Source organism: Streptomyces apocyni (assembly GCF_009739465.1).
Classification (GTDB): Bacteria; Actinomycetota; Actinomycetes; order Streptomycetales; family Streptomycetaceae; genus Streptomyces; species Streptomyces apocyni.
Genome location: NZ_WHOM01000045.1, coordinates 87,031 through 101,832, shown reverse-complemented (window position 1 = coordinate 101,832; position 14,802 = coordinate 87,031). Strand labels below are relative to the sequence as shown.

General features: G+C 66.1%; 10 protein-coding genes and 1 tRNA gene. 2 read left to right on the top strand and 9 right to left on the bottom strand.

Annotated features, from left to right (window positions below; genetic code table 11):
* Positions 1-6: 6 nt before the first annotated feature.
* The 4 genes from GCN81_RS10505 to GCN81_RS10490 form a co-directional block, all read right to left on the bottom strand.
* Positions 7-1,794, bottom strand: a complete 1,788-nt coding sequence (locus GCN81_RS10505) for a branched-chain amino acid ABC transporter permease (RefSeq protein ID WP_156724020.1) — start codon at positions 1,792-1,794, stop codon at positions 7-9.
* A gap of 5 nt (positions 1,795-1,799) precedes the next feature.
* The gene (locus tag GCN81_RS10500) at positions 1,800-2,729 is read right to left on the bottom strand and encodes a branched-chain amino acid ABC transporter permease (RefSeq protein ID WP_156724019.1); all 930 of its coding nucleotides are present in this window, start codon (positions 2,727-2,729) and stop codon (positions 1,800-1,802) included.
* Positions 2,730-2,851: 122 nt separating this feature from the next.
* Positions 2,852-4,102 carry a branched-chain amino acid ABC transporter substrate-binding protein gene (locus GCN81_RS10495; RefSeq protein WP_156724017.1) on the bottom strand — a complete coding sequence of 417 codons (1,251 nt, stop codon included), beginning with the start codon at positions 4,100-4,102 and terminating at the stop codon, positions 2,852-2,854.
* Between the two features lie 952 nt (positions 4,103-5,054).
* Entirely contained in the window at positions 5,055-5,708 is a 654-nt protein-coding gene (locus GCN81_RS10490; protein WP_156724015.1) for an ANTAR domain-containing response regulator, read from the bottom strand.
* Between the two features lie 100 nt (positions 5,709-5,808).
* On the opposite strand from GCN81_RS10490, the gene GCN81_RS10485 reads away from it, so the two are divergent.
* Both GCN81_RS10485 and GCN81_RS10480 read left to right on the top strand, forming a co-directional pair.
* Positions 5,809-5,883 (top strand) — tRNA-Leu (locus tag GCN81_RS10485).
* A 109-nt stretch (positions 5,884-5,992) separates the two neighbouring features.
* A complete protein-coding gene (locus GCN81_RS10480; protein ID WP_156724013.1) occupies positions 5,993-6,775 on the top strand; it encodes an RNA methyltransferase in 783 nt (260 codons plus the stop codon).
* Here GCN81_RS10480 and pyk read toward each other — a convergent pair whose 3' ends face one another.
* From pyk to pepN, 5 genes are all read right to left on the bottom strand, one after another.
* Entirely contained in the window at positions 6,776-8,206 is a 1,431-nt protein-coding gene (gene pyk / locus GCN81_RS10475) for a pyruvate kinase (protein WP_156724011.1), read from the bottom strand.
* Positions 8,207-8,326: 120 nt separating this feature from the next.
* Positions 8,327-9,070, bottom strand: coding sequence for an SIMPL domain-containing protein (locus GCN81_RS10470; RefSeq protein WP_156724009.1), 744 nt, complete (start codon positions 9,068-9,070; stop codon positions 8,327-8,329).
* A gap of 78 nt (positions 9,071-9,148) precedes the next feature.
* Entirely contained in the window at positions 9,149-10,603 is a 1,455-nt protein-coding gene (locus GCN81_RS10465) for a lysine N(6)-hydroxylase/L-ornithine N(5)-oxygenase family protein (RefSeq protein WP_156724008.1), read from the bottom strand.
* The gene (locus tag GCN81_RS10460; protein ID WP_156724006.1) at positions 10,600-12,057 is read right to left on the bottom strand and encodes a pyridoxal phosphate-dependent decarboxylase family protein; all 1,458 of its coding nucleotides are present in this window, start codon (positions 12,055-12,057) and stop codon (positions 10,600-10,602) included. Before GCN81_RS10460 ends, GCN81_RS10465 begins: the two co-directional genes overlap by 4 nt.
* A 227-nt stretch (positions 12,058-12,284) precedes the next feature.
* Positions 12,285-14,783: an aminopeptidase N gene (pepN, locus tag GCN81_RS10455; protein ID WP_156724004.1), complete on the bottom strand. Its 2,499-nt coding sequence runs from the start codon at positions 14,781-14,783 to the stop codon at positions 12,285-12,287.
* Between the last annotated feature and the right edge of the window lie 19 nt (positions 14,784-14,802).

Here is a 14,802-nt window from a genome sequence, read left to right as displayed (position 1 = left end):
GCGGCCCTACACCCCCGTCTTGGTATCGAGGCCGCCACCATGAGTGGGGGCGTCCACCTGATCTGGTTCCTTGAACTCCATCTGCTTCCTACGGTCCGCGACCAGACCCTCCGGACGGAAACGCATCAGCAGCACCAGCGCGATACCGAACAGCAGCAGCTGGTAATCCGCCATAAACTGCAGCTTGTTGGGAATCAGATAGAGCAGCGCCGCCCCGATCAGCGGACCACTCAACGTACCCATACCGCCGAGGATCACCGCGGCCAGCAGGAACGCCGAGTTCGGTGGCACCGCGTGCACGAACTTGTACCCGTCAGGGTGGACTCCGTACTCGACATGCGCCAGCACCGTACCCGCCACACCCGCCAGCGTCGCGCCCAGCGCGAACGCCAGCAGCTTCAGCCGGAAGGCATTGATACCCATGGCACTCGCCGCGGTCTCATCCTCCCGGATCGCCACCCAGGCACGGCCGATACGAGAACTGTCCGAACGCCGGAACACCATCACGATGACCGCCGTGAACAGCAGCATCAACAGGTAGTAGTTGGCGAACCGGCCCAGTTCGAAGCCCAGAATCGTATGCGACTCACCGAAGTCGAACCCGAACATCTTCAGGTCGGGAACACCCGGAATGCCGTTGGGGCCATTGGTCAGGTCAGGACCCGACTGGCCATCCAGGTTCTGCATGCCGATACGGAAGATCTCACCGAAGCCCAGCGTCACAATCGCCAGATAGTCACCACGCACCCGCAGCGTCGGCGCACCAATGATCACACCGAAGATCATGGAGACCACAGCACCCGTGAGCACCGCCGCCCAGAACGGGAACTGCACACCCAGCGCCGCCGTCGGCGCACCCGACACCAACGCCGCGGTGTACGCACCCACACCGAGGAACGCCACGTAGCCAAGGTCCAGCAGACCCGCCAGACCCACCACGACATTCAGACCCACCGCGACCGTCGCGAAGATCAGAATGCTCACAGCCACCGAGGTGTACGCGTCACTGTCCTGCGTGAACGGGAACAGCGCCGCTGAGAAGAACGCCGCCGTCAACGCCACATTGCGGTACTTGTGCGTCAGCGACGACACCCGCCGCATCAGACCCGCGCGATACGCACCCGCGGCAGCAAAGCCCGTCAGGATCAGGAAGCCGACAAAACCCTCCGCCTCAGCCCCAATGCCATACGTGAAGACCGTCAGGCCCACCCCGCACGCCGCGCACACCAACAACACCTCGGCCCACGAAGGCAACACCATCGCCGGACCCGGCTCAGGCGCCTTCAGCACATGCCGAAAACGCGCCAGGACACCAGCGGGCGGATGCTCCTCATCGAACGGCATATCGGCCGGCAGACCAAGAACCGAGAGCACCAGCAGCAGCGAAGCCACCGCCGCGACAAACCCACCAGGCTCCAGATTCGCCAAGCCGCCCAACTGCCAGGCAATGGCCGCAACCGTGTACCAGGTCGTCGCGAACGTACCCAGCGCCAACATCAACGCCGAGCTCGTACTCCCGCCCGGCGTCAACCAGCGCAACCCGCGCACACCGAGCCCCGCCAGCAGGAACAACAGCGTCAGTACGGAACCCACCAGCGTGAGCACCTGCAGACCACCGGGATACCCCGTGACCGTCAGATTCCCCGGAAACTCGTCCGTCCAGGTCCACGCCAGGAACGTGGACGCGAACGTGGCCACCGCCGCACCCATGGCCGCCAACCGGGCACCAGCCGCAGGCAACGGAACCAGAGGGGGCTGCAACGGCTGAGGGGACTGAGAGGACTGAGTCGTCATACCAATCACGCCCGATCCGAAACGCGCTCGCCCAGGAGACCCTGAGGCCGGAACAGCAGCACCAGGATGAGCAGCGCGAAGGCCCACACATCCTTCCAGGCGCCACCACCGAACTGCGACATGCCAGGAACAAACTCGATATAAGCAGTAGCCAGAGCCTCAGCGAAGCCCAGCACCAGACCACCGATCATGGCGCCGTAAATATTGCCGATGCCACCCAGCACAGCCGCCGTGAACGCCTTCAGCCCCGCGATAAAGCCCATACGGAAGCCGATCTGACCAAACTTCAACCCATGAGCCACAGCGGCGATCGCCGCGAACGCCGCACCAATCGCAAACGCCGTCACGATGATGCGATCCGTGTTGATACCCATCAACTTGGCCGTATCCGGGTCCTGGCTCGTCGCCTGCATCGCCCGGCCCGTACGCGTCTTCGACACAAACAGCGCCAACGCGATCATGCACAGCGGAGCAGCGATCAGCAGGAAGATCTCGCCCCGCTGCAGAAGCAGGCTACCGATCTCCACAGGACCGCCCGCGAACTGCGGAAACGTCAGATCCTTCTTCGCATCGGGATAGAAGGCCCAAATAGCCTGCTGCAACGCGATCGACAGACCAATCGCCGTGATCAACGGCGCCAGTCGGGGACCGCCACGCAACGGCCGATAGGCAAAACGCTCAGCACCAACACCAACAAGGACCGAGCACGCCACGGCCATAAGAATCATGACCGGCAGCGCGACCATCAACGCCGTACCGTCCGGCAGAATCAGCCACGCAGTCAGCGCGCCAAAGCCACCGATCATGAATATCTCGCCATGGGCGAAGTTAATGAGCTGGACTATGCCATAGACCATGGTGTAACCGATCGCGATGAGTCCATACATCGCACCGAGAACCAGGCCGTTAGCAAGCTGCTCCGGCAAATCTTGCACCGGGGGGCCTCCGGGGAGAGTGGTCAGATATACGACTGCGCGGGGGCGCTGTTTGCGCCCCCGCGCAGCAGCAGGATCGTTGCTGTTCGGGCGATCAGCCCGGGAGTACTACTTCCGACGTACTACTTCTCTTCGAACGTGCCCGTCTCCACCGGCACGTGCTTGCCCTTCTTGACCTGGTACACCGACAGCTGCTTGTTCGTCGTGTCACCGAACTCGTCGAAGCCGACCTCACCCGTGATGCCGTCGAACTTCACGTTCTGCAGCGCCTCGGTGATCTTCTTACGCGCGTCCTTCAGGTCGCCCGGCACCTTGCCGTCGTTACCCTCGACAACCGCCTTCACGGCCTGGATGATCGCCCAGGTCCCGTCATACGAGTAGCCACCGAACGGGCCGAACGGGTCGTCGTAGTTCTGCGCCTCGTAGTCCTTCATGAACTTCTTGGCCGTGTCCAGCGTCTCCAGCGGAGCCCCGACCGACGTCGCGATGTCGCCCTCGGAGTTCTTGTTCGACAGGTCGATGTAGTCGTCGCTGAAGAGCGCGTCACCACCTACCAGCGGGATCTTCGCCCCCGACTTGGTGATCTGGTCCGTCAGCGGCGCACCGGCCGGGTGCTCACCACCGAAGTAGACGAAGTCGGCACCCGAGTTCTTGATCTTCGTCGCGATCGACGAGAAGTCCCGGTCCTCGGGGTTGACGCTGTCGCTCTGCACGACCTTGCCACCGAGGTTGACGAACTCCTCCTTGAAGGTCTTCGCCAGACCCGCACCATACGTCTTCTTGTCGTCGAGAATGAAGGCCTTCTTGTACTTCAACTCGTTGTAGACGTACTGCGCGGCGAACGGACCCTGCACGGCATCGGTCGTCGACGTACGGAAGTACGTGTCGAACGGACGCTTCTTGTCACCCTTGGACCAGTTCGGCCCCTGAGTCAGCTGCGGAGCCGTGTTCGCGGGCGACAACTGGGCCAGGTTCGCGCTGCCCAGCGTCTTCAACATGGCCTCGCCAACATGCGAGTTCAGCGGGCCAAGCACTCCGTAGACATCCTTGGCGCCCACCAGCTTGGTGGCGTTCTGCTGACCCGTACCGGCCTGGCCCGCGTCGTCCAGGGCCTGCAGTTTGAACTCGACCCCCTCGACCTCGTTGGTCTTGTTGGCCGTCTTCACCGCGAGATCCGCAGAGTTCTTGATGCCCTGACCAAGACTGGACAGGTCGCCGGTCAGCGGCGCGCTGAGGCCGATGACGACAGTGGTCTTCTTCTTGCCGTCACCGCCCCCCTCATTGCCGCCGTCATCGCGAGACCCGCAGGCCGACAGAGTAAGGGCCCCCGCGGTAACCGCAGTGGTGAGTATGAGCAAGGAACGGTGACGCACGATCAGTCCTTTCACCTGGCACGGCAACCCCTCGTGGAGCACCGAGTACGCGCTGGAGACCGAGTGAGTCGGATTCCGGTGGCGCGGTGACTGGGCGTGACTCTAAGGGGACAGGTGTGCGTGGAGGAGAGGTGAAGGCCATGCTGTGACGCTCTTGTTATGACCCTGGTCACAAAGGGGGCAATATCGCGCACCCGAAAAGTCCACATATTGAGAAGGGGCAGGATGACCCCCTACCCACGAGCCCCATCAGGACAGGCCCTCGACACCGCCTCAGCAAGATCATTCGCATACGCCGATCCCAGGATGAAGCTATGCGTCTGCACCGCGCGCACATTACGCAGCGTCACTTTCAAGAAAGGGAGCCTGACATTCCGTGGCGCAATGTCACAATCACGCACGCGCATAGCAATGCGCACTTCACGCGGACTGTCCGGATTAAGGACGAAAGGCGTACGCGCCTCCAAGGCCAACGACAACCCCTCAGAAGGCTGCCGCACATCCTCCACCACCACAGAAGACCCCGGCAACGCCCTAAAAGTCACCGAAAAAGCGAAACGCCCACCACCCCCACCAGCATCAGCACCCCCAGCCCCACCCCCGACCGGAACCACAACCCCGCCATACACCACCGACACAAGGTGTAACGGGTACGGAACCAACGGCTCCTCAACAGGCCCCGGACGCACCACCCACACCGCCACACCAGCCGCGACCAAAGCCACCGCCAACACGGCCGCCACCCACCCCCGACGCCCCCACGCCGACAACCCCACCCACCACCCACGCACAACGGGCCAGGCACCGCCATCCCGGCGCGCCTGACCCGTCACCAACTCCGTGGGCTCCGTACCCAGACCCGGCTCCACCGGGCCAATGCCACCCATCCCCCGAAGCTAGCCCCCGGCACACGCCCCCCACAACGCCCCGGAACCCACCAACTCAGGCAGAACTACTCGCCCTTCGCCGCCTTCTTCTCCTCAGCGTCCTCGATAACCGCCTCCGCGACCTGCTGCATCGACAGCCGACGATCCATCGACGTCTTCTGAATCCACCGGAACGCAGCAGGCTCCGACAACCCGTACTGCGTCTGCAGGATCGACTTCGCCCGATCCACCAGCTTCCGCGTCTCCAGCCGCAACGAGAGGTCCGCGACCTCCTTCTCCAACGCCTTCAGCTCCGTGTACCGCGACACGGCCATCTCGATCGCCGGAACGACGTCACCCTTACTGAACGGCTTCACCAGGTACGCCATCGCACCCGCGTCCCGGGCACGCTCCACCAGATCCCGCTGCGAGAACGCGGTGAGCATCAGCACCGGAGCGATCGACTCCTCAGTGATCTTCTCCGCCGCCGAGATCCCATCCAGGACGGGCATCTTCACGTCCAGGATCACCAGGTCCGGCTGGTGCTCACGGGCCAGCGCGATGGCCTGCTCGCCGTCGCCCGCCTCGCCGACGACGGAGTACCCCTCTTCCTCAAGCATCTCCTTGAGGTCGAGGCGGATCAGCGCCTCATCCTCGGCGATGACGACGCGGGTCGTCAGCGGGGGCACGTGCGACTGGTCGTCGTCGGCGGCGGGCTGGGGCGACTCGGGGGCGGTCACGGGGGCTCCTTGGTGCGGGGCAGGTTGCAGCTGCCATGAGCCTACCTAGCTGCGGTATGGTGGTCAGGCAGCGGATCGAAGATGACCTTCGATTCCTTGGGCCCCGGTAGTCCAATTGGCAGCAGACGATGGTCTCAAACACCATACAGTGTGGGTTCGAGTCCCACCCGGGGCACTTTTCCTGCAATTCCAAGGTCACGTGAGAATGGTTGATGTTCACGTGATCGTGTGAACGCATCACGATGCGGCCCTTGCGGCAGAGTGATCGACGCAAGCTCGACCGCATGTACGACGTCGACACGCGCAAGCGGGCTCTCGCACTCGTCGCCCAGGGGCGCAGCTTGAACTCCGTCAGCAAACAAACCGGCATATCTAGAGCCGCGATCCGCTCCTGGCAGACACGTATCGAGCCGCTCCCGCGCATGCTCCCGCAGATCAGGCCCTGCTGCCGCTGCCAATCCGCGCCAGAGTGGCCTGGAGATCCTGCGGCGTACTCCTACCTACTCGGCCTCTACCTCGGAGACGGCTGCATCAGCCCCACCGCGTGCGGTGGCTACTACCTCCGCATCGCATGCGCTGACGCCTGGCCGGGGCTCATCGACGCCTGCGTGACAGCCGTTCAGACAGCGAACCCCAGCAACAAGGCAGCCCGGGTACAGGCGGTCGGCTACGTCGCAGTGACCGGCTACAGCCGACACTGGCCCTGCCTTTTCCCGCAGCACGGGCCCGCCAAGAAGCACGAGCGGGCCATCGTGCTCGATCCCTGGCAGCAGGACATCGTCGACGCCCACCCCTGGGAGTTCATCCGGGGACTGATCCACTCCGACGGATGCCGGATCACCAACTGGACCACCCGCATGGTCGCCGGTGAGCGCAAGCGCTACGAGTACCCCCGGTACTTCTTCACGAACAAGTCCGACGACATCCGCAAGCTGTGCACCGACACCATGGCGAAGGTCGGCGTCGAGTGGACGATGCTGGCCCGAGGCAGTGACCCGTTGAACGTCTCCGTCGCCCGCAAGGCATCCGTCGCCCTGATGGACGCCCACATCGGGCCGAAGTACTAGCTAACGCACCGCATCCCCGATGTGATGCACGCGAACCAGGTTCGTCGAGCCCGGCACCCCTGGTGGGGACCCCGCCGTGATCACCACGATGTCACCCCGTTCGCAGCGGCCGATCTTGAGCAGGTGCTCGTCCACCTGCGCGACCATCGCATCGGTCGAGTCGACATGAGGGCCGAGGTACGTCTCCACGCCCCACGTGAGGTTGAGCTGCGAGCGCGTCGCGGGGTCCGGGGTGAAGGCGAGCAGCGGGATTGGGGAGCGGTAGCGCGAGAGGCGCTTCACCGTGTCGCCGGATTGAGTGAAGGCGACCAGGAACTTGGCGCCGAGGAAGTCGCCGATTTCGGCGGCGGCTCGGGCGACCGCGCCCGCCTGGGTGCGGGGTTTGTTGCGTTCGGTGAGTGGGGGCAGGCCCTTGGCGAGGATGTCCTCTTCCGCCGATTCGACGATGCGGGCCATCGTGCGGACCGTTTCGATGGGGTATTTCCCGATGCTGGTCTCGCCGGAGAGCATCACGGCGTCGGTGCCGTCGATAACGGCGTTGGCGACGTCGGAGGCTTCGGCGCGGGTGGGCCGGGAGTTGTCGATCATGGAGTCGAGCATCTGGGTGGCGACGATGACCGGCTTGGCGTTGCGTTTGGCGAGTTTGATGGCGCGTTTTTGGACGATGGGGACGTCTTCGAGGGGCATTTCGACGCCGAGGTCGCCGCGGGCGATCATGATGCCGTCGAAGGCGGCGACGATGTCGTCGATGTGCTCGACGGCCTGGGGTTTTTCGATCTTGGCGATGACGGGGACGCGGCGGCCTTCTTCCTTCATGACGCGGTGGACGTCGGCGGCGTCGCGTCCGCTGCGGACGAAGGAGAGGGCGATGATGTCGGCGCCGATGCGCAGGGCCCAGCGGAGGTCTTCGACGTCCTTTTCGGAGAGTGCGGGGACGGAGACGGCGACGCCGGGGAGGTTGAGGCCTTTGTGGTCGGAGACCATGCCGCCTTCGATGACGGTGGTGGTGACGCGGGGGCCGTTGACGTCGGTGACTTCGAGGGTGACTTTGCCGTCGTCGACGAGGATGCGTTCGCCGGTGGTGACGTCGGCGGCGAGGCCGGGGTAGGTGGTGCCGCAGGTGTGGCGGTCGCCTGGGGTGCCGTCTTCGACGGTGATGGTGAAGGTGTCGCCGCGTTCAAGGAGTACGGGTCCTTCGGTGAAGCGGCCGAGGCGGATCTTCGGGCCTTGTAGGTCGGCGAGGATGCCGACGCCGCGGCCGGTTTCGTTGGAGGCTTCGCGTACGCGCTGGTAGCGCGTTTCGTGTTCGGTGTAGGTGCCGTGGCTGAGGTTGAAGCGGGCGATGTCCATTCCCGCTTGTACTAGGGCTTTGATCTGGTCGTATGAGTCGGTGGCTGGGCCCAGGGTGGAGACGATTTTCGCTCGGCGCATGTTTCGAGCCTAGGGCTTACCGATGGGTAGCGAATTGGTCGGGCGTGACGACTCAACCATCTTTGGGTGAAGGGTTATTGACAAGTGTTGAATTGTGCGCAGGGGCGCTCTGATGAGCATTCAGAGGCGTGGTGGTGCCATGGTGAAGCGGGCGTTGATCTGGGCGTAGACGGTCTGGCGTTGCGGGGAGAGGTCGAGTGGTGCGGCGGCGTCGGCCTCTTCGGGTGAGTAGGCCACGGATCGCATGCCGCCTCCTGCGGCGGGCATGGCCTCCGTGCCGTAGGGGCCGTAGGGGCCGTAGGGGGTGGCGTTCTCGGCGCCGGTGTCGGCGAGTTCGATGAGTGCGTCGAGGTGGGTGCCGAGGGCTTCGGCGTACTCGCGGGCGCGTTGGACGGCTTCTTGTACGGCGCGGCGGCGGGCTTCGCGGTGGGCGGGTGAGTTGGGGCGTAGGGCCCACCGGGGGCCGTTGACGTGGGTGAGTTCTAGGTCGGCGATGCGGGTGGTGAGTTCTCCGAGTGCGGTGAAGTCGCTGATTTCGGCGTGGATGTCGACGTGGCCGCGGTAGGCGCGTACGCGGTCGCCGCGGCCGTGTTTGGTGAGTTCGGGGGTGACGGAGTAGGAGCCGGTTTCGAGTTTGTCGATGGCTTCTCCGTAGGTTTTTACGAGGTCGAGTGCGGCGGTGTTGCGGCGGGTGAGGTCGTCGAGTGTGGTGCGTCGGTCGGTGCCTCGGGTGGTGATGGTGATGGTGATGCGGGCGATTTCGGGGTCGACTTCGAGGTGGGCTTCACCGCGGACGGAGACGCGGGGTGCGTCGGGGGTGCCGTGGGGCACGGGGGGTGCGGGTTGGCTCTCGGGGTGGTTCATGGGTGGGTGGGCTCCCTCGGCGGTGGGTTGGGGGTGCGTCGCGCGGTGTCCCGGTCCACTGTGGCACTCGCCTGGCTGTCAGCCCTTGAGTTGTACGAGGTTGCTGGCGCGTTGTTCGGCCGTGGTGCTGGCTTGGTCGCGGCTGGCCGGGGCTTCGTGCTGGGTGAGGCCGAAGGTGGTGAAGGCGGTGCGCTTGGGCAGGGGGTAGGGGTTGGTGCCGGTGAGGGTGTTGAGGATGGTGGCGCTGCGCCAGGCGGCGAGGCCGAGGTCGGGGGCGCCGACGCCGTGGGTGTGGCGTTCGGCGTTTTGGACGTAGAGGGTTCCGGTGATGGCGGGGTCGAGGGTGAGGCGGTATTGCTCGTCGATGCGGGGGCGTTCGGCGCTGTCGCGGCGGATGTAGGGGTCGAGTCCGGCGAGTAGGTGGTCCAGGGGGCGTTCGCGGTAGCCGGTGGCGAGGACGACGGCGTCGGTGGTGAGGCGGGTGCGGGTGCCTTGTTGGATGTGTTCGAGGTGGAGTTCGACTTGGGTGTTGGCGACGCGTCCGGCGGTGCGGACGGTGACGCCGGGGGTGAGGACGGTGTCGGGCCAGCCGCCGTGCAGGGTGCGTTGGTAGAGCTCGTGGTGGATGGCGGTGATGGTGTCGGTGTCGATGCCTTTGTGGAGTTGCCACTGTTGTGGGATGAGCCGGTCGCGTTGGGCTTGGGGCAGGGCGTGGAAGTAGTGGGTGTAGTCGGGGGTGAAGTGTTCGAGGCCGAGCTTGGAGTACTCCATGGGTGCGAAGGCTTCGGTGCGGGCGAGCCAGTGCAGCTTTTCGCGGCCTGCGGGGCGGTGTTTGAGGAGGTCGAGGAAGACTTCGGCGCCGGATTGGCCGGAGCCGATGACGGTGATGTGGTCGGCGGCGAGGAGGCGTTCGCGGTGGTGGAGGTAGTCGGCGGCGTGGATGACGGGGACGGTGGGGGCGTCGGCTAGGGGTTTGAGGGGTTCGGGGATGTAGGGGGTGGTGCCTGCGCCGATGACGACGTTGCGGGTGTAGGTGCGGCCGAGGGCTTCGGCTTCGCCTTCGGTGTCGATTTGGGTGAAGTCGACTTCGAACAGGGCGCGTTCGTGGTTCCAGCGGATGGCGTCGACTTGGTGGCTGAAGTGGAGTCCGGGGAGTTGGTCGCTGACCCAGCGGCAGTAGGCGTCGTATTCGCTGCGTTGGATGTGGAAGCGCTCGGCGAAGTAGAAGGGGTAGAGGCGGTCGATGGTGCGGAGGTAGGCGAGGAAGGTCCAGGGGCTGGCGGGGTTGGCGAGGGTGACGAGGTCGGCGAGGAAGGGGACTTGGAGGGTGGCGCCGTCGATGAGGAGTCCTGGGTGCCAGTGGAAGGTGGGGCGTTGTTCGTAGAAGGCGGTGGTGAGGGGTTCGGGTAGGTCGTGGGCGAGGGCGGCGAGGGAGAGGTTGAAGGGGCCGATGCCGATGCCGACCAGGTCGTGGGGGGTTTGGGCGGGTTGGGTGGTGGTGGCGGCGGTGCTGGTGGGGTGTGGTGCGGTCATCGGGCTGTGCTTCCTTCCGCGAACTGCTGCGTGTGCGTTGCTGCGTTGCGTGTTGCGTCGTTGTGCGTGGCTTCGATGTGCGTGGCTTCGATGTGTTTGAGGAGTTCGGCGAGGTCGTCGGTGGTGGTGTGGGGGTTGAGCAGGGTGGCTTTGAACCAGAGGCGGCCGTCCATGCGGGCGCGGCCGAGTACGGCCTGGCCTTCGGTGAGGAGTTGCCGTCGAGTGTGGGCGATGTGGTGGTCGTCGGCGTCGGTGGGGCGGAACAGGACGGTGCTGATGGTGGGTGGGGCGTAGAGCTCGAAGTGGGGGTGTTGGTTGATGTGGTGGGCGAAGTGGGTGGCGAGGGTGCAGACGGTGTCGACGAGGGTGCCGATTCCGGTGCGGCCGAGTGCGCGGAGGGTGACGGCGGTTTTGAGGATGTCGGGGCGTCTGGTGGTGCGTAGGGAGCGGCTGAGGAGGTCGGGGAGGCCTGCTTCGGTGTCGTCGTCGGCGTTGAGGTAGTCGGCTTGGTGGGCGAGGAGGGTGGTTTCCCCGGGGTCGCGTACGACGAGGAGTCCGGCGGCGACGGGTTGCCAGCCGAGTTTGTGGAGGTCGAGGGCGACGGTGTGGGCGTGGTGGAGGCCGTGAAGTTGGGTGTGGCGGGTGGTGCTGAAGAGGAGGCCGCCGCCGTATGCGGCGTCGATGTGGAGTCGGGCGCCGTGTTGGTGGCAGAGGGCGGCGATTTCGGGGAGTGGGTCGATGAGTCCGGCGTCGGTGGTGCCTGCGGTGGCGGCGACGAGGTGGGGGCCGGGGAGTGCGGTGAGGGTGTGGTGGAGGGCGGCGGGGTCGAGGGTTCCGCCCGGTGTGGGGAGGGTGGTGGGGGTGGGGAGGCCGAGGAGCCAGGCGGCGCGGTGCAGGGAGTGGTGGGCGTTGGCGCCGGTGATGAGGTGTACGGGGTGAGGGAGGTGGCGGGTTTGTTCGCGGGCTAGGAGGAGGGCGAGTTGGTTGGCTTCGGTGCCGCCGGTGGTGACGAGGGCGTCGGCGGTGCCGTCGGGGTGGATTTCGGTGGCGAGTGCGTGGGTGACGAGGGTTTCGAGTGCGGAGGCGGCGGGGGCTTGGTCCCAGGAGTCCATGGAGGGGTTGAGGGCGGAGGCGGCGAGGTCGGCGGCGGTGGCGACGGCGAGGGGTGGGCAGTGGAGGTGGGCGACGCAGTGGGGTTCGGCGGGGTCGGCGGCGCCTTCGGTGAGGAGGCGTACGAGGGTGTGGAGGGCGTCTTCGGCGCCGGTGCCGTGTTCGGGGAGTACGGGGCCGAGGGTGCTGCGTACGTGTGCGGTGATGGTGGCGGGGCCGCCGGCGGGTAGGGGGCCGTGGCGTCTGTGTGCGCCGTCTTGGAGTGCGTCGAGGACGGTGCTGAGCAGGGGCCGCAGGGCGGTGGGGCCTGTGGTGCCTCCGGAGAGGGGCGGGGCGTTGCTCATGGCGGTGTCCTTCGGGTGCGCGTGGTGCCGGGCGGGCACCTGCTGATGCGTGCTGGGGCGCCAGCCTGTCCGCGTGTGGGGTGACGCGCCCGGTCAGCTCAACGATCTGAACCCGAAAGTGTTATCGGCCCCCACTCCGTGAGCGCGGAGTGGGGGCCGGGTGGTGGCTCTGTGCTAGGCGGTGGCAGTGGCGGTGGGTGTCTGAAGCCGGTCTGGCGGCCGCGGCTCTAGGAGGCGTCTCGTACGCGTAGTGCGCGTGCCAGGTCGTCGAGTTGGTCGATGAGTTTGCGGCGGAGTGTGGGGCTGGGGTCGGCGTCGGTGAGGCAGGTTTCGCCGAGGTGCAGGGTTTCGGTGGTGACGGCGACGGCGGGGAAGGCCCAGCGGCCTGCGGCGTCGGCGATGGCGGGTCCGCGGCGGGCGGCGACGGCGATGGCGTCGGGGTAGTAGCGGGGGATGTAGTGGCGTACGAGGTCGAGTTGTTCGGGTTGCCAGAAGCCTTGTGCGGTGGCGGTGAAGAGGTAGTTGGAGAGTTGGTCGGTGTGGAACATGTCGGCCCAGGCTTGCCGTTTGGCTTCGGGGTCGGGGAGGGCGGCGCGGCAGCGGGCGGCGCCTTCTTGGCCGGTGGCGCTGGGGTCTTGGAGGAGTTCGGCGTCGATGACGGCGTCGTCGATGGCGCCGAGTACGGCGAGTCGGGTGAGGATGCGCCAGCGGAGTTCGGGGTCGAGTTCGGGGCCGCCGGGGACGGTGCCGTTGTCGAACCAGTCGCGGATGGTGTCGGGTTGGCTGGCGGCGCTGATGAGGTGGCGTACGGCGGTGAGGCGTAGGCCGGGGTTGGTGCCGTCTTCGGTGCGGCGGATGAGGTCGCGGCAGAGGTCGGTGAGGGTGGCGAGGGCGGTGGGGCGGTGTTCGGGGGTGGTGTAGCGGTCGGCGATGTGGGTGGTGGCGAAGGTGAGGACGCCTTGGACGAGGGCGAGGTCGGTTTCGTGGGGGAGGTGGGCGCGGGCCGCTTCGAGGTAGGCGGCGGGTGGGAGTTCGCTGTCGCGTACGGCGTCGCGTAGGGCGTTCCAGACGACGGCGCGGGTGAGGGGGTCGGGGAGTGCGGAGAGGTGTTGTTTGAGGGTGTTCCAGGAGGTGTCGTCGAAGCGGATTTTGGCGTAGGTGAGGTCGTCCGCGTTGAGGACGATGAGGTCGGGGCGGCGGCCGGGGAGGGTTGTGATGCTGGTTTCGTTTTGGGGGAGGTCGAGTTCGAGGGGTTTGCGGGGGATGAGGTGGTGGGGGTCGACGAGGTCGCGGTCGTAGGTGCCGATGGTGATGCGGTGGGGGCGGTTGCCGTCTTGGTGGACGGTGAGGTGCCAGTGGCCTTCGGTTTCGCTGGGTTGGGGGGTGAGTTTGTCGACGCCGGTGGTGCCTAGCCAGGTGTCGGCCCAGGCGTGGACGTCGCGGTCGGTGGCGTCGGCGAGTGAGTCGATGAAGTCGGCGAGGGTGGCGTTGGCGAATTTGTGGCGTGCGAAGTGGGTGTTGATTCCGGTGAGGAAGTCTTTTTCGCCGAGCCAGGCGACGAGTTGGCGTAGGGCGGATGCGCCCTTGGCGTAGGAGATGCCGTCGAAGTTGAGTTGGGCGGATGCGGTGTCGGGGACGAGGTGGGGGTCGGGGGCGACGGGGTGGGTGGAGGGGCGTTGGTCGGCGTCGTAGCCCCAGCTTTTGCGGGCGACTCCGAAGTCGGTCCAGGTGTGGGTGAAGTGGGTGGCTTCGGAGGTGACTTGGTAGCCCATGTATTCGGCGAAGGATTCGTTGAGCCAGATGTCGTCCCACCATTGGAGGGTGACGAGGTCGCCGAACCACATGTGGGCCATTTCGTGGGCGATGACCATGGCGCGGGTTTGGCGTTCGGTGGCGGTGACGGCGGAGCGGTAGATGAATTCGTCGCGGAAGGTGACGAGGCCGGGGTTTTCCATGGCGCCGGCGTTGAATTCGGGGACGAAGGCCTGGTCGTAGGAGTCGAAGGGGTAGGGCTCGTCGAATTTCTCGTGGTAGCGGTCGAAGCAGGCGCGGGTGAGGGTGAGGATTTCGTCGGCGTCGGCGTCGAGGTGGGGGGCGAGTGAGCGGCGGCAGTGGAGGGCGAAGGGCAGGCCGCGGTGTTCGGTGTGTACGGAGTGGTAGGGGCCGGCGGCGATGGCGGCGAGGTAGGTGGAGATGCGGGGGGTGTCGGCGATGGTCCAGTGGCCGTTGCCGGTGGGGGTGGCGATGCCGTTGCCGAGGACGGTCCAGGTGGGGGGTGCGGTGATGGTGAAGGCGAAGACGGCTTTGAGGTCGGGCTGGTCGAAGGCGGCGAAGACGCGTTGGGCGTCGTCCATGCAGAGCTGGGTGTAGAGGTACGTTTCGCCGTCGACGGGGTCGGTGAAGCGGTGCATGCCTTCGCCGGTGTGGGAGTAGCGCATGTCGGCGTCGACGCGGAGTTCGTGGGGGCCTGCGGTGAGGCCGTTGAGGGGGAGGCGGGCGCCGTCGAGGGTGGCCGGGTCGAGGGGTTGTCCGTCGAGGGTGGCGGTGCGCAGGGTGGCGGGCTTGAGCTCGACGAAGGTGTCGGTGTCCGCGTGGGCCGTGAAGTGGATGGCGGTGCGCGAGGTGAAGGTGTCGTCGCCACCGGTGAGGTCGAGGTCGACCTCGTACCGGTGGATGTCGAGGTGTCGGGCTCGGGTCTGCGCTTCGTCGCGCGTCAGAACGGACATGGGAGCATGCTGCCTGATG